This is a genomic window from Intrasporangium chromatireducens Q5-1 (genome assembly GCF_000576575.1).
Taxonomy (GTDB): domain Bacteria; phylum Actinomycetota; class Actinomycetes; order Actinomycetales; family Dermatophilaceae; genus Intrasporangium_A; species Intrasporangium_A chromatireducens.
In genome coordinates, this window is record NZ_AWQS01000007.1 from 1 (window position 1) to 24,405 (window position 24,405).

The following is a 24,405-nucleotide window of genomic DNA, read 5'->3' on the forward strand; positions in this document are numbered from 1 at the left end:
CGTCGACTGAGCGCAAACTCCGGCCCGCGGCTGGCGCCGCCCGAGTGCCCTTTGGCTACTGAAGGTAAATAGTTGTTAAAGGATTCTTCTCTCCGGCCCTGCCCCCGGTTACGGTTCCCGCAGGCGTGGGGCGGCGGGAGCCTCTTCGCGCCTGTGCTCGGGGGAGCGCAGATACCCGTGACAGGAGACTCATGAACCGCAGGATGCTCGGCGCGCTGACCGCGTTGCCGCTCGCAGTGACTGCGTTCGGGACCGCGTCGGCACACGCAGCCGGCCCGAAGCTCGAATCGCAGTACACGGATGGCATATACGTCGTCCAGATGGCCGACCTGCCCGTCGTCGCGTATGACGGCCGGGTCCAGGGCTTCGCAGCCACCAAGCCCGGCAAGGGCAAGAAGATCGACCCGGCGTCGCAGAACGTTGCCCGCTACGTCGACCACCTCAAGGGCAAGCACCTCGGCGCCCTCAAGCAGGCTGGCGCCTCCAACAAGCTCTACGACTACGCCTACACCTACAACGGCTTCGCCGCCCAGCTCAAGGGTGACCAGGCGGCGGCCCTCGCCAAGCAGCCCGGCGTCCTCGCCGTCTCCAAGCAGCAGACCTACACGATCAACACCGCCACGACGCCGAGCTTCCTCGAGCTCGACAAGCCGGACGGCATCTGGGACCAGCTGGGTGGCCCGAAGGGCGCCGGCGAGGATGTCGTCATCGGTGTGATCGACTCCGGCATCTGGCCCGAGGCGCTGTCCTTCTCCGACCGCGTCGACGCGGCGGGCAGGCCCGTCGCTGCCCCGAAGGGGCGGGTGGTCTACTCGTCTCCAAAGCTGCCAAAGGTCGACAAGCTGAATAGGGCCTGCGTCAACGGTGAGCGGTGGAGCGAGCAGGACTGCAACAACAAGCTCCCCATCGCGCGTTACTTCAATGAAGGTCAGGGTGGAAACCCGGGGATCCAGAAGGCCAAGCCGTGGGAGTTCAACTCCCCGCGTGACTACAACGGTCATGGCACCCACACCGCAAGCACCGCTGGGGGCAACTACGCCACTCCGGTGACCGGCCAGACGTCCGTCCTCGCGCCGAAGGGCATCAGCGGTATGGCGCCGCGCGCGCGGATCGCGGCGTACAAGGCCCTCTGGTCCACCGAGGACGGCAGCACGGCCGGCGGCACGACGAGTGACCTCGTCGCGGCCATCGACGCCGCGGTCGCCGACGGCGTCGATGTCATCAACTACTCGATCAGCGGTTCGCAGACGAACTTCGCCGACCCGGCCGAGATCGCCTTCCTCTTCGCCGCCGACGCCGGTGTCTTCGTCGCCGCGTCGGCTGGCAACAGCGGTCCGATTCCCTCCACGGTCGCACACCCGTCGCCGTGGATCACCACGGTCGCGGCCGGCACCCACAACCGGGCCACAACGACGACGGTCCACCTCGGCAACGGCAAGACCTACACAGGGCCCTCCCTTGCGGACCACCAGGTGAGCGGTGACTTCGTCTACGCGGGCGACGTCGCGGCCCCGGGAGTCGACGCCGAGAAGGCGCAGCTCTGCTACTCGAGCGCCGATGGCGGCCTTGCCCTCGACCCGGCCAAGGTCAAGGGCAAGATCGTCCTCTGTGACCGGGGCGCCACGGCCCGCGTCAACAAGAGCCTCGCGGTCAAGGAGGCCGGCGGTGTCGGCATGGTGCTCGTCAACCTGAAGGACGAAGACGGTCTCAACGCTGACTTCCACGCGGTCCCTTCAGTGCATCTGCCAGCCACGGCCAGTGCTGCCCTGCACTCCTACGCGGAGACTTCCGGCGCGACGGCCACGATCGACAAGTTCACGTTGTCGACCGACGCTCCGGCGCCGTTCACGGCAAGCTTCTCCTCGCGCGGCCCGCTCCTCGCGGGTGGCGGTGACCTCCTCAAGCCGGACATCATCGCGCCCGGCCAGGACGTCCTCGCGGCGGTCTCCCCGGCGTCGAACAACGGTGACGGCTTCAACCTCTACAGCGGCACCTCGATGTCGAGCCCGCACATCGCCGGCATCGCGGCCCTCTTCAAGGACCGCCACCCGGACTGGTCGCCGATGGCGATCAAGAGCGCGCTCATGACGACGGCCGACGACGTCAAGGATAAGACCGACGCCGCAAGCAAGGCGTTCAGTCAGGGCGCTGGCCACGTCGACCCCAATAAGGCCGTCAACCCGGGTCTCGTCTACGACTCGAACAGGAACGACTGGCTCGCCTTCCTCTGCGGCTCGACCGAGGCTGTCGGACCGGACTCCTGCGAGAAGCTCACGAAGGCCGGCTACAGCACCGACGCGAGCGACATGAACGTCCCGTCGATCGCGATCGGTGACCTCGCCGGCTCGCAGACGGTGACCCGCAAGGTCACCAACGTCTCGGGCAAGACCGCCACCTTCACGGCCGCAGCATCCGTCGAGGGCTTCGATGTCACGGTTTCCCCGGCGACGCTCACGCTCAAGGCCGGCGAGACGGCGAAGTTCACCGTGACGATCAAAACCGGTTCGGCGGCAGTCAACGAGTACACCGCAGGCACGCTGACCTGGACAAGCGGTAAGACCACCGTTCGCTCCCCGATCGTGGTCCGCCCCGTTGCCCTTGCGGCCCCGGCTCAGGTCACCGCCAAGGCCGACGGCTCGACGAGCTACGACGTCACCTTCGGCTACACCGGTAACTTTGCCGCCACGCCCCGTGGGCTCGTCAAGTCGACCGAGTTGCCTGGCCAGGTCGCGGACGACCCAACGGACGACTTCAACACCGCTCCGAAGGAATCGCTCGCTCAGTTCCCGGTGACGATCGACGAGGGCACCACCTACGTTCGGTGGTCGCTCTTTGGTGCGGGAAACCCTGGAGACGACCTCGACCTCTACCTGTTCAAGGAGACTGAAAAGGGCTACCAGAACATCGCCCTGAGCGGTAACGGTGGCTCCAACGAGGAGGTGAGCCTCACCGACCCGGATGCAGGGAACTACATCATGGTCGTGCACGGTTGGGGCGTCGTGAGCGGGACCACCCCGACCGATTTCACTCTCCACCGTTGGGTGCTCGACGGCACCGATGCGGACAACATGAAGGTCACGGCTCCGACGGCTGTCACAGCCGGCGACAAGGGCACGGTCACGCTCGACGTCTCGAAGCTCGATGCCGGCAAGTGGCTCGGGTCGGTCGCCTACAGCGGCGCGAAGGGCATGCCCAACCCGACCATCGTGCGGGTCGACGTGCCGTAACACCGTGAGTCATCCTTGACGGGATGAGCACAGCACCAGGTCAGGGAGGTCGCCGGCGTCGCCGGGACCTCCCTGACCTGCGTCCGGAGTTCGAACGGCTCCGCCGACTGACGCGCACCAGCGCGACTCGACCAGCTCCCGAGACCGAGGTGAGCGGCATACTGCGTCGTCTGGAGATCGAGGGCGGCCCACTCGTCCTCGACGGGCTCGACGGGACGACGTACGAGCTGCTCTTCCCACCCGGTTGGACGGTCGAGGCCGAGCCCGGTTCCCGGGTCACCGTCCGCGGCCGACTAGAGCCAGACACCAAGACGACCACGATGGCAGGACCGGTTCTTCGGGTCAGCGCGCTCGCGCGCCCTCGCTAGGCATATCAACTCGATATGCCTCCATGCCGAATTCCCGTCTAGCCGCAGCCCGTGGATGACGAAAGCCTGTCGAGCGTGTCCACGACCGTCACCACCCGGACCTCCCTCCGCACCAGCGCAAGACGCCTCACGCCCGGCGTCCTGACAGCGATCCTTGGAGCAGCAGCAGCACTCGTCACCACCCAGCTGACGCGTGTCAGCTCGATGCTCGTCGCCATCATCCTCGGCGCAATCCTTGCGAACACCCGGGCGCTGCCCCTTCGGACGGCACCGGGAATCGGCTTCGTGGCCAAGCGAATCCTCCGTGTTGGCGTGGCACTGCTCGGCCTTCAGCTGGTGGTGGGAGACATCCTCGGGCTCGGGCTCGGGATGGTCGGGGCCATCGTGGTCGTGGTCGTGGTCGGCATCGGCGCCACCCTGCTCATCGGCCGCTGGCTCGGCATCGGCCTCACGCAGCGGCTGCTCATCGCGTGCGGATTCTCCATCTGCGGCGCGGCCGCCGTCGCAGCGGCCGACGGCGTGATCGACGCCGACGAGTCCGAGGCGGCGAGCGCCGTGGGGCTCGTCGTCCTGTTCGGCACGCTGATGATCCCCATCGTTCCGCTCGCCGGGCGCCTGCTCGGCATGCCGGACCACGAGATCGGGCTCTGGGCCGGCGGCTCGATCCACGAGGTGGCCCAGGTCGTCGCAGCGGGCGGCGCGATCGGTGGCGGGGCGCTCACGGTCGCCGTCCTGGTCAAGCTCGGCCGGGTGCTTCTCCTCGCACCGGTTCTCGCCGTTGTGTCGTTGTGGATGCGGCGGCGCACCGACGTCACGCGGTCGTCCTCGCGGTCCTCGCGCCCGCCGATCGTTCCGCTCTTCGTCGCGGCCTTCCTGGCCCTGGCCCTGCTGCGCTCGACCGGGGTGGTGCCCACCGGCGTCGTCGATGTCGTCCACGTCGCCCAGACGGTGACGCTGACGATGGCGATGTTCGCCCTCGGCTGCGGAGTGCGGCTGGCGGCCCTGCGACGTGGCGGCGTCCGTCCGCTCATCCTCGCGGCCCTGTCGACAGCCGTCGTCGCAGCCACCGCCTTGCTCGGCGTCACGCTCCTCGGCACGGCGTGACGCCCCCGCGGGCAGCCAGCGGGAGCAACCTCGACGAAGGGAGCAGCGAAGGCGCCACGCGCACCAGGCCACGCCAAGCGGTCGTATGCCGCTCAGCCGCCTCCGCGCGCTGGTGCGGCGGGTGCCGGGCGCGCTTGCCGTGCACGGACGACGGCGAGGAACTCGGCCGCCGGCGGTGTCAGGTCACCGCGCCAGACCGCTCGAAGTCGTCGTGACAGGCGCAGTCCCTCGACGGGGACGGCCACGAGCTCGCCGACCTCGATCGCCTGCGCCACGGCCAGTCGGCTGAGGACGGCCGGAGCCGCACCACTCGCCGCCATGACCTTCACCGCTGCGTTGCTGCTCAGCTCGACGGCCGGCTCGACGAGTCGGTGGTCGGTGAGGTGGTGCTCGAGGCTGACCCGGGTGCCCGACCCGACCTCGCGGACGACAAGCGGAGTCGCGGCGAGCTCCTCGGGGGTGAGTGGTCGTCGCCGGCGGCTCCAGGGATGGGTCGGTGCCACGACGACGAGCAGCTCGTCCTGGCCCACGACGGTCCACCGAATCCCCCGTGGCACCGTTGGTGACTCGACGAAACCCAGGTCGCAACCGCCGTGCTGGATCCGCTCGAAAACCTCTCGGGAGTTGCAGACCTTCAGGTTGACGCGCACCGGGGGGTCGACAGTGCGGAACTCGGACAGCCAGGTGGGGACGAGGTGTTCGGCCACCGTCATGCTCGCCGAGACCGCGAGGCTGGCGTTCGCCTCGGCGGAGAGCGCCTTCGCCCCGGCGACGAGTCGCTCAGCCGCCTCGACCACCTCGCGGGCCCAATGGACGACCACGGCCCCCTGCGGAGTCAGCCGCGAACCGGTTGGGCTGCGGAGGACCAGGCTCAACCCGAGCTGTCGCTCGAGCCGGCGGAGGGACCGGCTGGCGTTGGGCTGCGCGATCCCCAAGGCCCGTGACGCCGCTCCGAGGCTCTCGTGGTCGGAGATGGCGACGAGGAGCCGAAGGTGCTCGAGCTCGGGTCGCGCATCACTCATGCGTCGAGGATATGGGCAGCGCCGTGGACAGGTCGGGCCCCGCCCTCGCGCGCGCCACGGCAGGCGCTGGCCAGCGGGTCGGCGCCACATGAACCGTGACGCTCACGTCCTGGCCGTCCACCACGCACCCGGCCAGTTGCGCACCGTTGCGCATTGCCACCACTGCAGCGGCAGCACACGCGTCTGCCCCGTCAACTCCCTGCAGCTGCAGCGCTCCCCCGATGGCAGCCAGGTCGGCAGCCAGCCTCGCTCGGTGACTCGCGGCGACGACGGCGATCACGGTCATCGCGCCGGCCGTCAGGAGCAGGAGCGCGGCGACGACTCCGATCACGAGCACACTGGCCGCGCCCCGGTCGCGCTGAACGGCCCGGGGCCGCATCACGACGCTCATAGCTGTCACGAGGCCGCTGCTTCGACCGGTCCGGTCGCCTCTGCCCGGAGCTGCCAGCCGGGCACAAGACCGCCCACCCCGCTCGCTCGCGCAGTGACAACGACGCGGACCACGCCGCTCCCGCGGTGGATCTCGACGCCCGCTCCGGGTGGTGCTGCCTGGAGGGCAAGCTCACGCGACTGCACGGCCGGATCCCCTCGGGCGGCCGAGCGTGCGGCGGCTCGCGCCGCATCGATGCAGCGGATCTGGTCGATGCCCGCGGCGATCCCCGCCGCGCAGATGGCCAGGACCAGCACGACGACGGGGATGGCGACCGCGAGCTCCGCTGTCACCATCCCCCGGTCGCGCCCAGCGGCACTCATCAGCCCGCGAGGCCCAGCGCGTTCTGCACGATGCCGGTGAGCGCCGAGCGGACGGCATCCGACCGGACGACGCCCAGGAGCACGAGCGCGAATGTGCACGCGGCCATGATGCCGACGGCGTACTCAGCCGTCGTCATGCCCCGCTCGCCCGTGCGGCTCCCGGCGATGCGGCGCTGCAGTCGGGCGACGTAATGCCGAATCCTCAACAGACGCTTCACTTTTCGACTCCTTCACTCCTAGAGCGAGTCCCTCTCGCCTCACCTCGATTCGACCGTGATCCGGGCAGGAGCACTACCCGACCTCGCGCGTCTGTGGAGGGTCGAGCGGGTGCCCGGGGGCTGTGGATCACCGGTCAGGCGCCGGCGAGCAGGGCACGGGCCAGCGCCACGACCAAGGGCACCACCGTCGTCAAGCAGAAGGCCGGCAGCAGAACGAGGCCGAGTGGGGCCACCAGCCGGACGCCGACCTTGGCTGCCGCGACGTCGATGCGCTCCATCCGGTCCGCCGTCACGTCGTCGGCGGCCTTGAGCAGCAGCGAACCCGGTGCAAGTCCGGCGAGCTGGGCCAGGGCGATGGCGCGTCCGGCCGGCTCCCACGGCTCACCGACGGAGGCCCACGCCTCCTCCTCTGAAGCGCCCCAGTGGACCGCTGCGGCGACCTGGCGCAGGTCCCGCGCCACGGCCTCCGGCGACTGGGCCGCGACCGCCTCGAGCACTCCGACCGTCGGCAGCCCAGAGCGGTAGGCGAGCGCCAGCAGCACGAGAGTGCCGGACACATCGGGCTCCGCGGGAGCGCGCCATCTCATCGCGGGTACTCCGCTCGACGGACCAGTCGACGGCACCACTGCCGCCCGACCCCCATCAGTCCCAGCCCCGCGCCAAGACAGAGCAAGCCGATGCCATTGCCATAGAGCTCCTGCGGCGACACACCGCAGGCGAGGCCGAAGAGCGGTCCCGTCAGCGGCAGGACCGTGAGCACCGTGACGGTGGCCTGGGGGCCGGCCACCGCAGCGCGGACCTTCCGACGCGTCGCCAGGGCGCTGCGCAGCTGTGCCGCGGCGCGCTCGACCGCCTCCGCAAGAGGGCACCCGGTCGTCTCGGACAGTCCCCATGCCGCCGCCACGGCGTCCACGACGGGGGACTGCGTGCGTAGGCCGGCCTGACGCCATACGGGCGCCACCGGCAGGCCGGCAGCGCCCGCGGCGACCGCCTCGGCGACGATCTCGAAGACGCCCGGCGGTGATGATCCGGGCAAGGTGGCGCCGCCCAGCTCGAGGGCCCGGGCCGGCGGCAGCCCGGCACGCAGCGCGGCCGCCGTGCCGTCGAGGAGGGCGAGCACCGCCCGTTCGAAGGGCTCACCCGCACGCTGACGGCGTCGCCGACGCCACACCTCCACGGGATCCTCGTGCCACAGGGCCGCTAGCCCCGAAGTCGGCTCTTCGTCCTCACCCGCCGCAGCACCAGGCGCAGCACCAGCCGCCGCACCAGCCGCAGCACCAGTTACCGCGGTGCCCGCCCGGCGAGCCAGCACGCCGACCCGCGGCCGACGACCCGGCCAGACGAGCACTCCGAGCAGGACCGCCAGGGCAACGTCCAGCGCGATCATGTCGGCTCCCACCCGACCAGTCCGAGCCGCCGCTGCAGCAGGGGCCAGCCATCGCCCAAAAGGCAAGACGCGCCGTCCCACCCGAGCGCCGTGCGGACGACCGGCTCGGCATTGGAGCGGTCCACGACCCCCACGGTCGCCAGCCGCCGCACGCCGTCGACTCTCGCGCAGTGGAGCACGACCGCGATGGCGGCACCGAGCTGCACCCGCACCGCCTCGGGGCTGAGCCCGGCGAGAGCGCCCAGCGCCTCGAACCGCGCAACGACGTCCTCGGCGGCGTTCGCGTGCACCGTGCCGCACCCGCCTTCATGCCCGGTGTTCAGGGCAGCGAGCAGCTCCCGCACCTCAGCACCTCGCACCTCCCCCACGACGATCCGGTCGGGGCGCATCCGAAGTGCTTGGCGCACCAACGTCGTCAGGGTCACCTCACCCGTCCCCTCGACGTTCGGCGGCCGAGCCTCGAGCCGGACGACATGGGGATGGGCGACGTGCAGCTCACGCACGTCCTCCACGACGAGCAGCCGCTCCTGAGGCTCGACCACCCCGAGGAGCGCGGCGAGCAAGGTGGTCTTGCCCGCACCCGTCCCGCCCGAGACGACGAAGGCGAGCCGGGCCGTGACGAGTCGCCGCAGCACCGCGCCCACCGACTCCTGAAACATGCCCGCGTCCTCGAGGTCGCCGAGCGCGAGGTGTCGACGGGCCGGCACCCGGATCGTGATGTGGGCACCACCGGCGACCAACGGCGGCAGCACGGCATGCAGGCGAGCACCGGAGGGCAGCTGTCCGTCGACCCACGGGCTCGCGTCATCGAGCCGGCGACCCGCCACGCCAGCCAGCCGGACCGCGAGCGCCCGCACCACCTCCGCCTCGAGCGGCGCCCCCACCCACTCCGGCCCACCACCACGGTCGACCCAGACGCGCCCGTCGCCGTTGACTCCCACGTCGGTGACATCGGGATCGGCCAGCCAGGGGTCGAGCGGTCCCGCCCCGAGCACCCGCGATGACAGCTCGCCGGCGGAGGCCGCCACCCTGGTGAGGCCGAGCGCACCGACCTCCTCACGGGCCACGTCGACGACGCGATCCGGGTCAGGCAGCTGCCCCGCCCGGGCCTGCTCCCACATCGCGGGGCTGAGGCTCACGCGGTCCTCCCGAGCTCAGCGACGGTCACGAGGCGCAGCAGCAGCCGGTCAGCGAGCGCCACGACCGGCCCGCGGCCCCGGTGCCCGGGCGGGACGCCCTCGGCCACCTCGCCGGCCAGCTTGCCGTCCTCGCCGAGGACGCCCACCACCTCGACGTCGAGCTCGTCGATGATGATGTCCTCCAGCTCACCGGCGCCCGGCCCACGCAGGACGACCCACGGGTCCGCGCCGAGCGCCTGCAGTGCCGGCAACACGGCTGCGGCGGCTGCCAGCTCGGGCGTCCGTGTGCCGACCACCACGACGACGGCGTCGGCCTCGGCGACGACGACCTGCAGCACCCGCTCGTCGCGACAGGCGTCGACAACCGTGACGTCATGCGCATCGGCGAGGCCTGCGAGCACGTCGGGCACGCGCTCGACCCACGCGGTTGGATTGAGCTGCGCGTCCGTCCCGACAACACCACCGGGCGTCGGCATGGCGAGAACGGGCACCCCGAGCACCGACGGCAGTCGCGCCGCCAGCCGCTCGCCGTCGACGATCCCCGAAGCCTCGCGCAGCTGGTCCCACCGCCACCCCGGCTCCTGCTCGAGCCCGAAGGTGACGTCCAACCCGCCCGACCACGGATCGAGGTCGACGGCCACCGCGCTGCGCCCGGCAGCGCAGGCCCGCACTGCGAGGGCCGCGCCCAGTGACGTGGCGCCGACGCCGCCCGAGGCGGGGACCACGGCGATGATCTGTCCCATGCCCCGACCCTGCCGCCCACCGGCCGACACGACGACTCCGCAGCGTCGTTCGGTGGACAACCCGCGCCGCCCCCCCGGGGATGTGGACGCAGAACCCAGCGGAGAAAGGCGGTGGCCCCGGTCGGGGGGGTCGACCGGGGCCACCTCACGCTTCTGGCGCCGGGGGGGGAGGCTCCAGCCGCGCGGCACTCAACCCCGAAGGGGAGCGCTATGACCATCGTGTTACTCCGCACGGCCAAATGCAAACCGGCGCGCGTGTCATCGACGTCATGTCCAATTGCGGCCCGGCCCGCCGCTGTCGCGCACGTTCCAGCGGCACGATGGAGGCCCCGCGACTGCTGTCGCGGGGCCTCCCCGAGCGATCCGGCTACCATGCGTGCGATTCGTCTGTCGCCCCGGTTGTGTCCCCGGGGGTGGACGGTTCAAAGTGAACTGCTCTCGCGTGGGTACCTGGTCTCACCTCGGTCTTGTCACTTCTTGCCGTGGACCCGGCCGACGCCTCTCGGCGTTGTGGTTCCTGTTCCCTTTCTACCCCACGCGATTGGGGCGGGCTAGGGTTTGGCGGCCCCGCCCGGAAGTTCTGTCCCTCACGTCAGACAGCACCGTATGCCGCTCACTCCCGGCCGCTGCTCAGCGCGGCAGGCGACCCGCCCGGACGCTGTCGCAGATCCGCATCCCCTCCGCGACGCCGGCCAGCATCGCATCGGCTGCGTGCACCAGCCAGAGGGTCACGCCCTCGGCGCTGCCCTGCGCATAGCCGGCGAGCGCGCCGCCATACACATGGGTCCGCTGCGAGAGGTGGCCCATCTCGGGGACGGCGACGCCGGTCGGGTCGAGGCCGGTCGCCTGGACCAACGCACGCTCCATCGCCCGGGCGACGATCCCGTTGCCGTAGACGAACGGCCGGACGGCGACGATCTCGGCATGGACAAGGGACGCGACGATGAGCCCCGGCACCTGCCCGGTCGCGGCCGCCCGGACGAGCCCGGTCAGCCCGGCGAGCCGTGCCACGACGATGTCCGCGGACGGAGCCGGCCCAGCATCGGCGAACTCCTCGCACGTCTCGTCGCCGACCCTCGGCCGGCCGAGGGCGGCGGCGTCGATGACCTGCCCGAAGCCGGCAACGTGCAGCCGCGCGAGCGCCTGCAACGGCGCGGTGCGCACAAGCCCGACGACCCGCTCGCTCTCGGCGGTGGCCTGCACGGCGGCACGCACGTCGGCGACGCCGGGGTCTGGGTTCTCCGGCCAGGGCCGGGCGCCGCTGATCAGCTCGCGCACCGTGTCGACGGGAAGCTGCGCCCCGCCGAGCTCCGCACTGGCCGCCGCTCCGCGGACGCGCGACTCGGCGGCCGCCTCGGGGATCCGGCGTCGGAGCGCCTCGTGGAACCGCAGGCGGGTGCACGCCTCGCGGACCGCCTCGGCCTTGTCCGCGACGCCGGGCAGGCCGGTCAGAGAGGAGATCTGGGCGATGAGCTGGGCGTCGGGCACCCCATCACTGTAGGTACACTCGGTCTGTGACTTCGACCGCCCTGCGCGCGTGGTGGCTGCCCCTCTGAGAGGCGGCCCTGTCGAGCATACCCATCCGAGCCGCCCACGGGCGGCTCGTTGCATGTCACCCGTGGGTCCACCCCGAGGAGTGACATGACCATCACGACCGAACGCGACACGTATGCCGCTGCGCTGGCTTCCAGCGCTCTGCTCGACGCGCTCATCGACGAGCGCGCGGCGCAGGACCCGACCCGGTTCCGGATGCTGACGGGCGACCGACCGACGGGGCCGCTGCACATCGGGCACTACCTGGCGAGCCTGCGCAACCGGGTTCGTCTGCAGGAGAAGGGAGTCGAGTCGTTCGTCGTGATCGCCGACTACCAGGTCATCACCGACCGCGACTCCGTCGGGGCGATCGGCGACAACGTGCGCGGCCTCGTGCTCGACTACCTCGCGGCCGGGCTGGACCCGGCGCGGACGACGATCTTCACGCACAGCGCGGTGCCGGCGCTGAACCAGCTGATGCTGCCGTTCCTGTCCCTCGTCACCGACGCCGAGCTGCGCCGCAACCCGACCGTCAAGGACGAGCTGGCGCTGTCGGGCGGCCGGCCGCTCTCCGGGCTGCTGCTCACCTATCCCGTGCACCAGGCCGCCGACATCCTCTTCTGCCAGGCACGGGTCGTGCCGGTCGGCCGCGACCAGCTGCCGCACCTCGAGCTGACACGGACCATCGCACGCCGCTTCAACGGCCGGTATGCCGCTGGGCACAGTGTGTTCGCCGAGCCGGAGGCCCTGCTCGGTGATGTCCCGCTCCTCATGGGCCTGGACGGCACGAAGATGAGCAAGTCCAAGGGCAACGTCATCAACCTCGGCGACACGGCAGACGAGACGGCGGCGCGGATCCGGTCGGCGAGGACGGATCCGGAGCGGCACATCACCTACGACCCGGAGGCGCGTCCGGAGGTGGCGAACCTGCTGACCATCGCGGCGCTCTTCCGCGGGGAGTCACCGGCCGACGTCGCGGAGGCCGTCGGCGACGGCGGCGCGCGACGGCTCAAGGAGGTCGTGACCGAGGCGGTCAACGAGGGGCTCGCCACCCACCGGGAGCGCCGGGCTGAGCTGGCCCGCGACCCGGGCTACGTGACACAAGTGCTGCACGAGGGCAACGCCCGCGCGAACGAGGTGGCCGACCGCACCCTCGCCACTGTGCGGGCAGTCATGGGCATGGGCTACTGACCCGCGCCCCCCTCCCCCTGCCTCCCCTCACCGGGTCGATGTATTGCCGAGGCGCATAGGCCTCGGCAATACATCGAATCGGTGATGTGGGGGAATCAGGCGGTGGTGCAGTGGAACTCGATCGACACGGCATCCTCGCCGACGCGACCGCTCACCGTCCCCTCGAGCCGGTCGCCCGTGAGCCGAGCCGTCGCCGTGGCGGCCGCCACCTGCTGCCGCTTGCCGCCGACCGTGACCTCGAGGCCGGCCAGCCGCACCTTCGCGGGCGACGCCCCGGCGCCCGGCACGCCACCGAGCAGCAGTCCGACGTACTGGCCCTGCGCCGCCTCGTCGTTGGAGTAGTTGGTGCCGAAGTTGGCCGTCACGAACTCTCCGCGCTGGCGGCACTCGGCGCCCTCAGCGTCATACGAGCCACCGGGCACGGTGACGCGCGCCGCGCCGGCCCCGCAGTAGCGCACGACCTCCTGCCCGCCGTCGACGACACTGAGCCCGCACTCGAGGGCGAGCGGCTCCGCGGACGGTGGGCCCGTCGGCTCGCCGCCCTCCGCTCCGGGCGATCCGGGGGTGCTGCCCGCGCAGCCCGCGAGCAGCACCCCCAGCCCCAGTGCGACCCACCGGGTGGGAGCCGGACGACCTAGCCGGAGCCGTCCGGTCACCTCTCAGCCGACCTTGGCCATGGTCGGACGGATGATGTCGACGCCGCGGCGCCCGTCGGCGACATAGACGACGTCGCCATTGAAGTAGGGAGCCGCCGACGACCCGCCGTCGGGCCGGTAGTAGCCGACCTGCTTCGGGTGTGCCGGGTCGGAGACGTCGATGAAGCGGGTCCCGTTGCCATAGAAGGACTGCACCACGAGGTCGCCCTGCAGCTGGAAGTAGTGGGCCGAGCAGCCCGTCGTGGGGTCGCTGCCCTCCTGCCCCCAGGGGCTGAACTCGCCGACGATCTTGAGCCGGTACGGGTTCTCGGGCGTCGAGCGCCAGCCCTGGCCGTCGCGGCTGTCACCGAGCGAGACGAACAGCAGGTTGCCGTCGGTCTCGCACGAGTCGCTGAAGTTCTCGATCGTCACGAGGGCGAGGTCCCCGGCCGGGTGCCCACCCATCGACCGCGTCGGCCGCAGCGCGTTGTGCGCGAACGAGCCACCGGGGAAGCCGACGTCGGGCTGCTGGACGAACTTGCCGCCGGCATAGGGCACCGGGTCGGAGGCCGTCGCGACGCGGTAGACCTTCTGCACGGGGTCCCAGTGCCGCCCCTTGGTCCAGTAGCCGCGCAGGCCGCCACGGCCGGACGCCCACGCCACCCCGTCCTCGTCGACCTGCACGTCGTGGACGTAGTCCGTGACGCCGTCGTTGCGCCCGAGGTCCACCGGGTCGGGATAGACCTTGGGCCGCTTCGGGTCGCGGATGTCGGTGACGAAGATCGGCCGGCCCTGCCAGTCCTCGGGCTGGTCGTCGGCCTTCATCGGGCCGCCGGTCCACAGGTACTTGCAGTCGTTGATGCACGTCGTCGTGTGGCCTGCCGGGACGTGCGCGAAGCTGAGGATCTCGAGGTTCGCGGGGTCGCGGGCCGAGACGATGTAGACCCCGGACTCTCCTGATGACTGGGGCTGCCCGAACGCGCGCGGGTCCTGCGAGAGGAAGACGAGCTTGCGGCTCGGGTCGACGTCCATGTCCTCGTTCTCCCAGAAGCCGGGCATGTCGATCGAGTCGAGCAGCCGTGGCTTCTCGGGGTTCGTGACGTCATACGACTTGAGCCCGAACCGGCCGGTGACGAACATGGCGCGCTGCTTGGCGCCGTAGTCGAGGAAGTTGATCGCCGTGGCCCCGACCGCCTCGGGCAGGTTGCCGACGAACTCGACGGAGCCGTAGTCGCCGGACGGAGCGACCGCGTCCAGCTGCCCGGCGGCGACCGCACGAGCCGTATGGGGCGAGGCCGGGGCGGTCTCGGCGGTGGCCTGTTGCTCGCCGTCGTCGCACGCCCAGGCGACGACAGGGCTCAGGGTCAGCCCGAGCGAGGCGGCGACCGCGACGGTGGCGCGACGCAGGAGACGGTGAGGAGGATGGGTTCGGCGACGGGACATGCCAGTCCTTTCAGGGAGCTGCAGAAACGGACATATCGGATATTTCGACCCCTGTGACCCGCAGCCTCTCCTGCCCACCGCACTCCCGCAACCGGAAGCATCCCCGCCGACCACCCAGGTGAGGTGGCAGCGGGACCAAGGTGAGCGGCATACCGCGGACCGTCTGTCGACCAAATCGGACCGCTCAGCGGTCGGCTCCCACGCGCCCCTTGTAGCGTGGCAAACGGTCCACTTGAGTGGACCCCGATCAATGACGATGCGAAAGGTGGATGCCGTGAGCGATCAGACGCTCGAGAACCTCCTGCAGGAGACCCGGACCTTCCCGCCGCCCCCGGAGTTCGCCGCCCAGGCCAACGGCACCGCCGAGCAGTACAGCCGCGCGGCCGACGACCGCGAGGCGTTTTGGGCCGAGCAGGCCCGCAGGTACGTCACGTGGAGCACCGACTTCACCCAGGTGCTCGACTGGTCGGAGGCTCCCTTCGCGAAGTGGTTCGCCGACGGCGAGCTCAACGCGTGCTACAACGCCGTCGACCGGCACGTCGAGGCCGGCCACGGCGACCGGGTCGCCATCCACTTCGTCGGCGAGCCCGAGGGCGACAGCCGCGACCTGACCTACAACGACCTGCACGTCGAGGTGCAGCGCGCCGCGAACGCCCTGGCCGACCTGGGCATCGGCAAGGGCGACACGGTCGCGATCTACCTGCCGATGATCCCCGAGGCCGCCGTCGCGATGCTCGCCTGCGCCCGCCTCGGCGCTCCGCACTCGGTCGTCTTCGGCGGCTTCTCCGCCGAGGCACTCCACTCGCGCATCCAGGACGTCCAGGCCAAGGTCGTCATCACGGCCGACGGCGGCTACCGCCGCGGCAAGCCGAGCGCCCTCAAGCCGGCGGTCGACGCCGCCCTCGAGCACGGCGACACCTCGGTCGAGAAGGTCCTCGTCGTGCGCCGCACCGGCCAGGACACCGACTGGACCGACGACCGCGACCTCTGGTGGCACGAGGCGATCGAGGGCGCCCGCGCCGAGCACACGCCGACCCCGGTCGAGGCGGAGCACCCGCTGTTCGTCCTCTACACGTCCGGCACCACGGGCAAGCCGAAGGGCATCTTCCACGCGACCGGCGGCTACCTCGTCCAGTGCGCCTACACCAACGCGGTCGTCCACGACGTCCACCCTGAGACCGACGTCTACTGGTGCACCGCCGACATCGGCTGGGTCACCGGCCACTCATACATCGTCTACGGGCCGATGACGCTCGGCGCGACGCAGGTCATGTACGAGGGCACCCCGGACACCCCGCACCAGGGCCGCTACTGGGAGATCGTCCAGGACAAGAAGGTCAGCATCCTCTACACGGCGCCGACCGCGATCCGCACCTTCATGAAGTGGGGCGAGGACATCCCGGCGAAGTTCGACATGAGCTCGCTGCGCCTCCTCGGCTCCGTCGGCGAGCCGATCAACCCGGAGGCGTGGATGTGGTACCGCCGGGTCATCGGCGGCGACCGCTGCCCGATCGTCGACACCTGGTGGCAGACCGAGACGGGGGCGATCATGATCAGCGCCCTCCCCGGCGTCACGGCGGCCAAGCCCGGCTCGGCGATGCGGCCGATCCCCGGCATCACGGCCGACGTCGTCGACGACGCGGGCGAGTCGGTGCCGAACGGCTCCGGTGGCTACCTCGTCATCAAGGAGCCGTGGCCCTCGATGCTCCGTGGTGTCTGGGGCGACCCCGAGCGCTACAAGGAGACCTACTGGTCGCGCTTCCGCGACATGTACTTCGCGGGCGACGGCGCCAAGAAGGACGCCGACGGCGACATCTGGGTGCTCGGCCGGGTCGACGACGTCATGAACGTCTCCGGCCACCGGCTCTCCACGACCGAGATCGAGTCCGCACTCGTCTCGCACCCGAAGGTCGCCGAGGCCGCCGTCGTCGGGGCCACCGATGCGACGACCGGCCAGGCGGTCTGCGCCTTCGTCATCCTGCGGCAGGAGGCGGTCCAGGAGGCCGACGAGCCCGGCGAGGGCACCGAGCTGGTCGCCGAGCTGCGCAACCACGTGGCCAAGGAGATCGGCCCGATCGCGAAGCCGCGGCAGATCATGATCGTGCAGGAGCTGCCCAAGACCCGCTCCGGCAAGATCATGCGCCGACTGCTGCGCGACGTCGCCGAGAACCGCGAGGTCGGCGACGTCACGACGCTCGCCGACAGCTCGGTCATGGACCTCATCAAGGAGGGCATGTCCGCGGGCGGCGCCAACGCCTGACCACCCCCTCCGCACGGGGTCGAGGTATTCCGCAGTCACCGGTGACCGCGGAATACCTCGACTCGACAACCGAATTCAGCCGTATGCCGCTCACTTTCCTTCGCGGGAAGTGAGCGGCATCGCTGTTGCCGGCTCCCGTCGAGTCAGCGTTCGGCGCCACCGCCTGTCTCAGTGAGCGGCAACCCACTCCTCGAGAACGGCCACTCGGGCCGCCAAGGAGGCCTCATACGGCGAGGGCGGCGGCTCCATGAGGCCCTGCAGGATCAGTCCCCTCGCCATGGTTGAGGGACCAACGCCCGACCGGGCAGCGAGGAGGAGGAGCTCTTCATACTCGTCTTCGCTCAGGCGAACGGAGAGCACCTTGGCACGCTCCATCCCCGGCCTCGTCACCCTGGTGCTACTCGTTACTGGCGCATTGGCATTCGCCTCCGCCGCCGCGCCCTCCGCATCCAGAAGGGCGTCCAACTTCGTCACCTGCGAGCGCCCTCGTACAGCCTTCTGTCGTGCCTGTTGGCGGCCCATCCGTTCACTCCATAGACGATTCCTTGGTCCTCAACGGTGATAACCGTCAGGACTCTACGTACCGAGGCAGACCAGCCGATCGTTCGAACACTCCGGCCAGAGGTGCTCGCCGGGTCTGGCTCGAGGACCAACCGGTTGGCGTCCCGCAACGCCTCATCGGCCCATTCCGGGCGGACGCCATGCCTGTTCCACATGTACAGGCCCCGCTTGCTCCAGTCCACCTCCTGCATCGACTCAACGTATGCCATTGTCATACGCAGCCTCGCTTTTGTCCACAGGCGGCGTACCCTCAACCCGGACCGCTCCCCGTTCGAGGTAATAGCCGGACGCCGGTGGCGGCCCAATACCTCGAACCAGCGGAGGAGTGCGGCAGAGTGTGCCCATGCCCGCAACACCGCAGTGGAACGACTCCAGCAACGCGCAGCTCGCCGTCCTCATCGACGCCGACAACGCCGACCCCTCCATCGTCGAGGGTCTCCTGGCCGAGGTGAGCCGCTTCGGGGTCGCCAGCGTCAAGCGGATCTACGGCGACTGGACCCGGCCGAACCTCGGCAAGTGGAAGGAGACGCTGCTCGACTACTCGATCCAGCCGATCCAGCAGTTCGCCTACACCTCGGGCAAGAACGCCACCGACAGCGCGATGATCATCGACGCAATGGACCTGCTCTACACCGACACCTTCGACGGCTTCTGCATCGTCTCGAGTGACAGCGACTTCACCCGGCTTGCCTCCCGCATCAGGGAGTCGGGCAAGCGGGTCATCGGCTTCGGCGAGGAGAAGACCCCGCGCCCCTTCGTCATCGCCTGCGACCAGTTCATCTACACCGAGATCTTCAAGGACAAGGGCGCCGACGTCGCGACCCCCAGTCGAGAACAACAGTCCAGCGAGCAGCTACGGGGCAACACCAAGTTGGTCAACCTCTTCCGCGCGGCGATCGACGCGGCCTCCGGCGAGGACGGCTGGGCACACCTCAGCGTCGTCGGCGGGCTCATCCAGAAGCAGGCGCCCGACTTCGACTCCCGGCGCTACGGCTACCAGAAGCTGAGCGACCTCGCCGAGGCGATCGGCCTGTTCACCGTCGTCCGTAACGGCGGCCCGGTTGTCATTTCCGACCACAAGCCCAAGTCAGGCAGCCATCAGACTGCGAAGGCCAAGCCCTCCGCATCGAAGACAGTCGCCAAGAGCGGAGCCGTCAAGAAGGCAGTCGCGAAGAAGCCGACCGTGAAGAAGGCCCCGAAACCGCTCGGCTGAGGACAACCGCAGACGTATGCCGCCCACCTCCGAGCGCTCGGAGGTGGGCGGCCTACGTGGCGGGCTGTGCGGTCAGCGGCCGCTGTGGCCGCGCTCGCTCTTCTCGTGCTTGCCCTGCTTGGCGCCCTTGGCCTTGTGCTCACCGGCGCGGTGGTCGACGTTGCCGCCGCCACGGACGTCAGCGTGGCTGTCGTCCTGGCCACGGCCGTCGTTGTGGTTCGCGATGGCCCGGGGGTTGGGCGTGAAGGCGGGCTTGGGCGACTCCGTCTCGGTCTCGGTCGGCTCGGCCGTCTCGGTCGGCTCGGCCGTCTCGGTCGGCTCGGCCGTCTCGGTCGGCTCCGCGGCCTCGGTCTCCGCCGGCTCCGCGGTCTCGGTCTCCGTCGGCTCCGCCGTCTCGGTCTCGGTCGGCTCAGTCGTGGTCGTCTCCGTGCTCGTCGGCTCCGACTGGTCGGCCGGTGCAACGATCGGGGACGGCGAGGGGGTGTCGTCGGCGGAGGCCAGGGCGCCGCCCAGCGTGGCAAGTGCTGCGACGCTGCCGGCAGCGACCGCGGTGCGCAGCGCGCTCCTGCGAATGCGGATGGTCTTCACGATTTCTCTTCCTTTGGTCGGACTGGTTCTCTGCTGGCCCGAGAAGGTTCGCTTCGTGACCGCTACAAACGATATCGCCCGGATGTCCCGTTTGTCCCCTCGACTGGCCTCGTTTGAGGTACTGCGGCACTCACCGCCCGGATTACCTCATCCCCGAGGGAGGGAGGGCGCGGGGGTCAGGCGTCCTGGCCGGCCGTGAGCCGGACCGCTTCCTCGACGACGTCAACCAGCCGGCCGGTGCCCTCCATGGTCCGCCGCTGCCGGGAGGCGCCGGCCCCCCGGGTCCAGAGCCGCTCCGCGCCCCGGTCGACGACGAGCCGGTCACCGCACTCGTCGAGGGCCGCTGCGACATACGACACGAGCGACGCGACGACGTCCCGAGCGGGCGCCCGCCGCATCGTCAGGGGGTCGATGAGGTCACCGTCAACGCCATACCTTGCGGCCTGCCACGTCGCCACCCGCAGCAGGGACGTCGGCACGTCAGGCGCCGGCTCGCCGCGCCGCCAGTCCCGGGCGGCACTCTCCACGAGGCCGCGGCACAAGGCGGCGACGAACACCGTGTCGGCGACGTCGAGGCACACGTCCGCCGACCGGATCTCGACCGTGGGATAGCGGGCCGACAGCCGCATGTCCCAATAGATCATTCCCTCGTCGAGCAGCGCCCCGCTGTCGAGCATGATCGACACGAGCCGGTGGTACGCCGCGGCGCTGCCGAACCGCTCGGGCGGCCCGAACGACGGCCAGAGGGTCAGGGCCTGGGTGCGATAGCTGGCATAGCCGGTGTCCTCGCCCTGCCAATAGGGCGAGTTCGCGCTGACGGCGAGGAGGACGGGCAGCCACACCCGCACCCGGTCCATCACCGCGACGCCCTCCTCATCCGACTCGACGTTGACGTGGACGTGGCACGCGCAGGTGAGGTGCTGCCGGGCGGTAAGCCCCAGCAGGTCACGGATCTCCTGATACCGCGGAGAGGGCACGGACCGCGGCGCGAACGCCATCGGCGACGTCCCGAGGGCGACGAGCCCGGCACCGACCGACTCGGCCAGCTCGATGGCGAGACCGCGCCAGTGCCGCAGCTCGGCATCGAGATCGGCGAGGTCGACGACCGGGGACGTGTGGATCTCGAGCTGCTGTTGCTGGAACTCCCCCTCGACGGCGCCCCGCGGCACGATCCCGACCTTCGCGGCCGGGTCCTGCCCGAGCGACTGGGTCGCCTTCGCGAGGACGGCCCCGGAGACCGACAGCGGCCGGCCCGTGCCGAGGTCGACGAGGATCATCTCCTCCTCGACCCCCACGGTCCGCGTCATGCACCAACGGTAGTGGCGCCAAGCGGGCTAGAAGACGGATTCGCCACCTGTCACACCGAGGACCGTCCCGGACACATAGCTCGCGTCGGACGGCGACGCGAGGAAGACGTAGGCGGGAGCCACCTCGGCCGGCTGGCCGGCGCGACCGAGCGGGGTGTTCGCCCCGAACGTCTCGATCTTCTCCTCCGGACGGGTGGCCGGCTGCAGCGGCGTCCAGATCGGCCCGGGGGCGACGGCGTTGACGCGAATCCCTTTCGGCCCCAGCTCCTTTGCCAGGTTGACCGTGAAGTTCGTCAGTGCCGCCTTGGTCGCGGCATAGTCGAGCAGCGTCGGTGAAGGCTCGTAGGCCTGCACCGAGGTGGTGTTGATGATGGCGCCGCCGGACTGCATGTTCTCGACCGCCGCCTGGGTCACGTAGAAGGTACCGTGCAGGTTGGTCCGGAAGACCCGCTCGACGTGCTCCGCGGCCATGTGCGCGATGCCGGGCTCGCTCTTGTCCCAGTGGAAGCCGGCGTTGTTGACGAGGATGTCGAGACCGCCGAGCTGCTCGACCGCCTCGGCGACGATCTGCTCGCACGTCGCGCGGTCGCGGATGTCGCCGGGCACCTTGACGCCCTTGCGGCCGGCCCTCTCGATCCAGTCGATCGTGTCGCTGGCGTCGGACTCCTCGGGCTCGAGGTAGTTGATCGCGACGTCGGCCCCCTCACGCGCGAAGGCGATGGCGACGGCTCGCCCGATGCCGGAGTCGCCGCCGGTGATGAGCGCCTTCATCCCCGTGAGCCGGCCGTGCCCCTGATAGGTCTCCTCGCCATGGTCGGGGACCGGGTCCATCACCTGGAACGAGCCCGGCGGCTCCTGGGTCTGGGCGGGGAAGCCGCCCTTGTCGTCCTTGCGCACCATCGACTGGGCGCGCTGCGCGATGTCGGCCATGGTCGACCTACCTCCTTGGCTGGGTTGCGCTCGGGACGTACCCATGAGGTCGGCGCCGTCACCACCACCCACGAGGTATGCCGCTGAGCCCGCCCGCGCGGAAGGTGACCTTCCGCTGAACGCCGGCTGAGCGGCATACAGATGACGCACGTCACAGTGTTAACACTTCGCTGCAGGGGTAGTCACGAGCCGTCTCCTTTCGCATGCCGGGTTGCACTTGGTCGTAACTCGTGGCACGGTCGAAGGACCGAGACCGGGTCAAACCACGCGCCCGCTCAGTTTCACCGCACTATGCAATGAACGGAGCCCAGCGCGATGTCTTCTGCGACTTCAACCTTCGCCCGTACCACCTCGAAGCTCTCCACCGCCCGCACCGACCGTAACGACCGTGACCAGCGCACGGAGGCGTGCTTCGAGAAGATGCAAGATGCGACTCCCGCCGAGCGGGAGGCCCTCGAGAGCGAGATCATCAGCCTCAACATCGACTTCGCGGACCGGATTTCACTGCGGTTCCAGCGGCGTGGCGTCGATCGTGAGGATCTCGTCCAGATCGGGCGCGCTGCCCTCGTGGCAGCGATGCGCCGTTACCGTCCCGGCTCCGGCCGGAACTTCACGTCCTTCGCGGGTCCGACGATCCGCGGCGAGCTCAAGCACTACTTCCGGGATGCGACGTGGTCCGTCCGCCCGCCCCGGAGGCTGCAGGAGCTGCGCGCCGACGTCCGTGAGAGCCGGGAACGGCTCGAGCAGGACCTCGGCAGGACCGTCACCCACGCCGACGTCGCGGCCGACCTCGACCTGCCGGAGACGGCAGTGCGCGAGTGCGTCTGCGCGGAGGCGGCCTACCACTCCCGTTCGCTCGACGCACCGACGCGTGACGCCGAGGCGGGGTCCGCTCCCCTCTCCGACATGATCGCCGCCGACGGGGACGAGTTCGCCCGCATTGACGACATGCTCAGCGTGCAGTCGGCCATGGCCCACCTCGACGACCGCGAGCGCCAGATCCTCTGGTGGCGCTACGTCGAAGGCTGCACCCAGGCCGAGATCGGCGAGCGGCTCGGCGTGAGCCAGATGCAGGTCTCCCGCCTGCACCGGGCGATCCTCGAGCGGTTGCGCGAGCATCTCGAGCACGAGCCGGAGGCCGCTCCGAAGCCGGCCACCACTCCCCGCCGGCGCCGCAGTGGCGTCCGTCGGGCGAAGGCCGCCTCGCTGCTGCGCGGCGAGCACCGGCTGAATGCACAGCCGAGGCTGCGCGCAGTCTGACCCTCAGCGGGAACCACGATGGTGGCGTGCGCGAATTGCGCACGCCACCACCGTCTTTGGTGCTCGGGTCAGGTCCGGCTTCCGGCCGCAGGTGCACGAAGCAGGAGGTAGTCGTCGCCCGCCGCGACCCGCTGCCACTTCGACAGCCTGAGCACCTCTACGGCTGCTGAGTCCTTGCCGAAGAGGGCGTAGCGGCACCCGGTCTCGTCCACGTACTGCTGCCACCCCGGCTGGCCCTGCAGGAGCTTGCCGTAGCCCTCGATGTGATCAGTCGAGTAGATCTCGGCCCGAGGGTCGATCGTCACGCGGACGTTGGGGTGTTTGTAGATGAGCCACCCACCGTCGGCCCAGTCGTTGCACACGATCGTTCCGCTCGGCAGCGCCGCCAGCTGGGGGTCAAGGGCGTTGGGCCCCGTTCCCGGCAGCCGTAGTGCCGGGACCATGAGCGTCATGGCGAGCACGAGCACGCCCGGAACAGCAAAGAGCGCAAGGCGCTCCCGCCGATTCACCGGTTCTCGGGACATTCCCGTCAGCTCCTGGAGGGCTACAGATGCGAGAGGTGCCAGCATGGCCCCAGCAACAGCGATCGTGCGGCCGTACCGGAACATCAGGAAGGTGGCCGCGAGCGCGAGTAGGACGGTGGTCCACCGCCGCCCGACTCGGGTGCGGCCCGCGCTCAGCACAACGAGGCAGACCAGGACGAGTGCGGCGATGAAGGGGGGATAGCTGGTCTCGACCGGCTGCCACTCCTGGATGTACCCGGTGACCTCGTTGACCTGGAACGGGGAGACGAGGATCGCCCAGCCGGCTGGCGTGAGCGCAGCGGCTGCCAGAGACCCGATGGGTATGAGCAGGAGTCGAACGAGCCTCGTCGCCGATCTGGGGCGCTCCAGCGCCATGCCCAGGATCACGAGCAGCGCCACTCCCGGGCCGAGGAACCACATCCCGTGGCTGCAGGCCCACAGCCAGTTCAGGGGGACGAGCCACCAGCGTGCCCGCCGGTCGTCGGCAGTCCGGAGCCACGCGTCCACGGTGAGCGCCATGAACAGGAAGGTCAGGACCTGCGGTCGGGGCGACAGGCTGCCGATCGTCGCGCAGAGGGCCAAGGCCGTGATGACGACCGCGACGAGCGAAGAGCCCCGGCGCCGGCAGGAAACCCAGATCGCTCCAACCAAGAGGATCAGGACGAGATCGTAGAGCCACACCACAGCGCCCAACCCGCCCAGTCGGTCCGCCCAGCTCATGAGCACTTCCGGGAGCCACTGGTTCAGCACCCAAGGCTTCGTGGCAGAGGCGCCGAAGGGGTCCGGCCCCACGAAGTTCCCGTGGGCCAGCACGTAGTCCCCGGTGCTGATGTGCCAGAACGTGTCCGGGTCCACGACGGGACCTGTCATCCGGACGAGGAGGAGCCCGATGGCGCTGCCGGCGAGCCAGGGGACGACCCTGCGGGGCAACGTGAGCCGGGGTTCGGCAGTGCCCCGCGTCGGAGAGAGAGTTGCGGTCATGGGATGAGCAACAGCGCC

General features: G+C 70.2%; 23 protein-coding genes. 7 read left to right on the plus strand and 16 right to left on the minus strand.

The features are described 5' to 3' along the window. The first annotated feature begins 191 nt into the window (after positions 1-191). The 3 genes from N864_RS01760 to N864_RS01770 are packed head-to-tail and all read left to right on the plus strand — an operon-like array spanning position 192 to position 4,699. Positions 192-3,227, plus strand: a complete 3,036-nt coding sequence (locus tag N864_RS01760; protein WP_051518057.1) for a S8 family serine peptidase — start codon at positions 192-194, stop codon at positions 3,225-3,227. Positions 3,228-3,250: 23 nt separating this feature from the next. Further along, complete coding sequence (locus N864_RS24480) at positions 3,251-3,595, plus strand: hypothetical protein (protein WP_155892772.1); 345 nt, start codon at positions 3,251-3,253, stop codon at positions 3,593-3,595. Between the two features lie 51 nt (positions 3,596-3,646). Next, positions 3,647-4,699, plus strand: a complete 1,053-nt coding sequence (locus N864_RS01770; RefSeq protein ID WP_155892773.1) for a YeiH family protein — start codon at positions 3,647-3,649, stop codon at positions 4,697-4,699. Between the two features lie 92 nt (positions 4,700-4,791). Here N864_RS01770 and N864_RS01775 read toward each other — a convergent pair whose 3' ends face one another. The 9 genes from N864_RS01775 to N864_RS01815 form a co-directional block, all read right to left on the minus strand. Further along, entirely contained in the window at positions 4,792-5,721 is a 930-nt protein-coding gene (locus N864_RS01775; RefSeq protein WP_034712749.1) for a LysR substrate-binding domain-containing protein, read from the minus strand. Next, a complete protein-coding gene (locus N864_RS01780) occupies positions 5,714-6,112 on the minus strand; it encodes an Rv3654c family TadE-like protein (RefSeq protein ID WP_051518058.1) in 399 nt (132 codons plus the stop codon). Before N864_RS01780 ends, N864_RS01775 begins: the two co-directional genes overlap by 8 nt. A gap of 5 nt (positions 6,113-6,117) precedes the next feature. After that, positions 6,118-6,474, minus strand: coding sequence for a TadE family type IV pilus minor pilin (locus N864_RS01785; RefSeq protein WP_240474166.1), 357 nt, complete (start codon positions 6,472-6,474; stop codon positions 6,118-6,120). After that, positions 6,474-6,692, minus strand: a complete 219-nt coding sequence (locus N864_RS01790; protein ID WP_051518059.1) for a DUF4244 domain-containing protein — start codon at positions 6,690-6,692, stop codon at positions 6,474-6,476. Before N864_RS01790 ends, N864_RS01785 begins: the two co-directional genes overlap by 1 nt. A 134-nt stretch (positions 6,693-6,826) precedes the next feature. Next, complete coding sequence (locus N864_RS01795) at positions 6,827-7,249, minus strand: type II secretion system F family protein (protein WP_051518060.1); 423 nt, start codon at positions 7,247-7,249, stop codon at positions 6,827-6,829. Positions 7,250-7,275: 26 nt separating this feature from the next. Then, entirely contained in the window at positions 7,276-8,079 is an 804-nt protein-coding gene (locus N864_RS23350; RefSeq protein ID WP_155892774.1) for a type II secretion system F family protein, read from the minus strand. Continuing rightward, positions 8,076-9,218: a TadA family conjugal transfer-associated ATPase gene (locus tag N864_RS01805; protein ID WP_240474167.1), complete on the minus strand. Its 1,143-nt coding sequence runs from the start codon at positions 9,216-9,218 to the stop codon at positions 8,076-8,078. The genes N864_RS23350 and N864_RS01805 overlap by 4 nt, the downstream gene beginning before the upstream one ends. Continuing rightward, positions 9,215-9,961 (minus strand): CpaE-like family protein, encoded by a 747-nt coding sequence (locus N864_RS01810; protein WP_034712751.1) that lies wholly within the window; start codon positions 9,959-9,961, stop codon positions 9,215-9,217. The genes N864_RS01805 and N864_RS01810 overlap by 4 nt, the downstream gene beginning before the upstream one ends. Positions 9,962-10,591: 630 nt before the next feature. Then, positions 10,592-11,449 carry a Fic family protein gene (locus N864_RS01815; protein WP_034712753.1) on the minus strand — a complete coding sequence of 286 codons (858 nt, stop codon included), beginning with the start codon at positions 11,447-11,449 and terminating at the stop codon, positions 10,592-10,594. A gap of 153 nt (positions 11,450-11,602) precedes the next feature. On the opposite strand from N864_RS01815, the gene trpS reads away from it, so the two are divergent. Continuing rightward, the gene (gene trpS / locus N864_RS01820; protein WP_034712755.1) at positions 11,603-12,685 is read left to right on the plus strand and encodes a tryptophan--tRNA ligase; all 1,083 of its coding nucleotides are present in this window, start codon (positions 11,603-11,605) and stop codon (positions 12,683-12,685) included. Positions 12,686-12,780: 95 nt separating this feature from the next. Here the strand turns inward: trpS and N864_RS01825 are convergent, their stop codons facing one another. Continuing rightward, on the minus strand, positions 12,781-13,341 hold the full coding sequence (locus N864_RS01825; protein WP_155892775.1) for a hypothetical protein: 561 nt from the start codon (positions 13,339-13,341) through the stop codon (positions 12,781-12,783). 3 nt (positions 13,342-13,344) lie between these two features. Next, a complete protein-coding gene (locus N864_RS01830) occupies positions 13,345-14,763 on the minus strand; it encodes an LVIVD repeat-containing protein (protein WP_051518062.1) in 1,419 nt (472 codons plus the stop codon). A 250-nt stretch (positions 14,764-15,013) separates the two neighbouring features. Here N864_RS01830 and acs point away from each other — a divergent pair, with 250 nt between their 5' ends. Then, a complete protein-coding gene (gene acs, locus N864_RS01835; RefSeq protein WP_051518063.1) occupies positions 15,014-17,023 on the plus strand; it encodes an acetate--CoA ligase in 2,010 nt (669 codons plus the stop codon). A 168-nt stretch (positions 17,024-17,191) separates the two neighbouring features. On the opposite strand, the gene N864_RS01840 is transcribed toward acs, so the two are convergent. Continuing rightward, entirely contained in the window at positions 17,192-17,497 is a 306-nt protein-coding gene (locus tag N864_RS01840) for a hypothetical protein (protein ID WP_034712759.1), read from the minus strand. Between the two features lie 430 nt (positions 17,498-17,927). Between N864_RS01840 and N864_RS01850 the strand changes: the two genes are divergently transcribed. Further along, the gene (locus N864_RS01850) at positions 17,928-18,797 is read left to right on the plus strand and encodes an NYN domain-containing protein (RefSeq protein WP_081793278.1); all 870 of its coding nucleotides are present in this window, start codon (positions 17,928-17,930) and stop codon (positions 18,795-18,797) included. 72 nt (positions 18,798-18,869) lie between these two features. On the opposite strand, the gene N864_RS23355 is transcribed toward N864_RS01850, so the two are convergent. The 3 genes from N864_RS23355 to N864_RS01865 form a co-directional block, all read right to left on the minus strand. Continuing rightward, positions 18,870-19,385, minus strand: coding sequence for a hypothetical protein (locus N864_RS23355; protein ID WP_051518064.1), 516 nt, complete (start codon positions 19,383-19,385; stop codon positions 18,870-18,872). 176 nt (positions 19,386-19,561) lie between these two features. After that, on the minus strand, positions 19,562-20,692 hold the full coding sequence (locus tag N864_RS01860; protein ID WP_034712760.1) for a carboxylate-amine ligase: 1,131 nt from the start codon (positions 20,690-20,692) through the stop codon (positions 19,562-19,564). A 27-nt stretch (positions 20,693-20,719) separates the two neighbouring features. After that, positions 20,720-21,622 carry a glucose 1-dehydrogenase gene (locus N864_RS01865; protein ID WP_034712763.1) on the minus strand — a complete coding sequence of 301 codons (903 nt, stop codon included), beginning with the start codon at positions 21,620-21,622 and terminating at the stop codon, positions 20,720-20,722. Between the two features lie 315 nt (positions 21,623-21,937). Here N864_RS01865 and N864_RS01870 point away from each other — a divergent pair, with 315 nt between their 5' ends. Then, entirely contained in the window at positions 21,938-22,882 is a 945-nt protein-coding gene (locus tag N864_RS01870) for a sigma-70 family RNA polymerase sigma factor (RefSeq protein ID WP_051518065.1), read from the plus strand. Positions 22,883-22,950: 68 nt separating this feature from the next. On the opposite strand, the gene N864_RS01875 is transcribed toward N864_RS01870, so the two are convergent. Continuing rightward, a complete protein-coding gene (locus tag N864_RS01875; RefSeq protein WP_034712766.1) occupies positions 22,951-24,387 on the minus strand; it encodes a hypothetical protein in 1,437 nt (478 codons plus the stop codon). Positions 24,388-24,405: the final 18 nt, after the last annotated feature.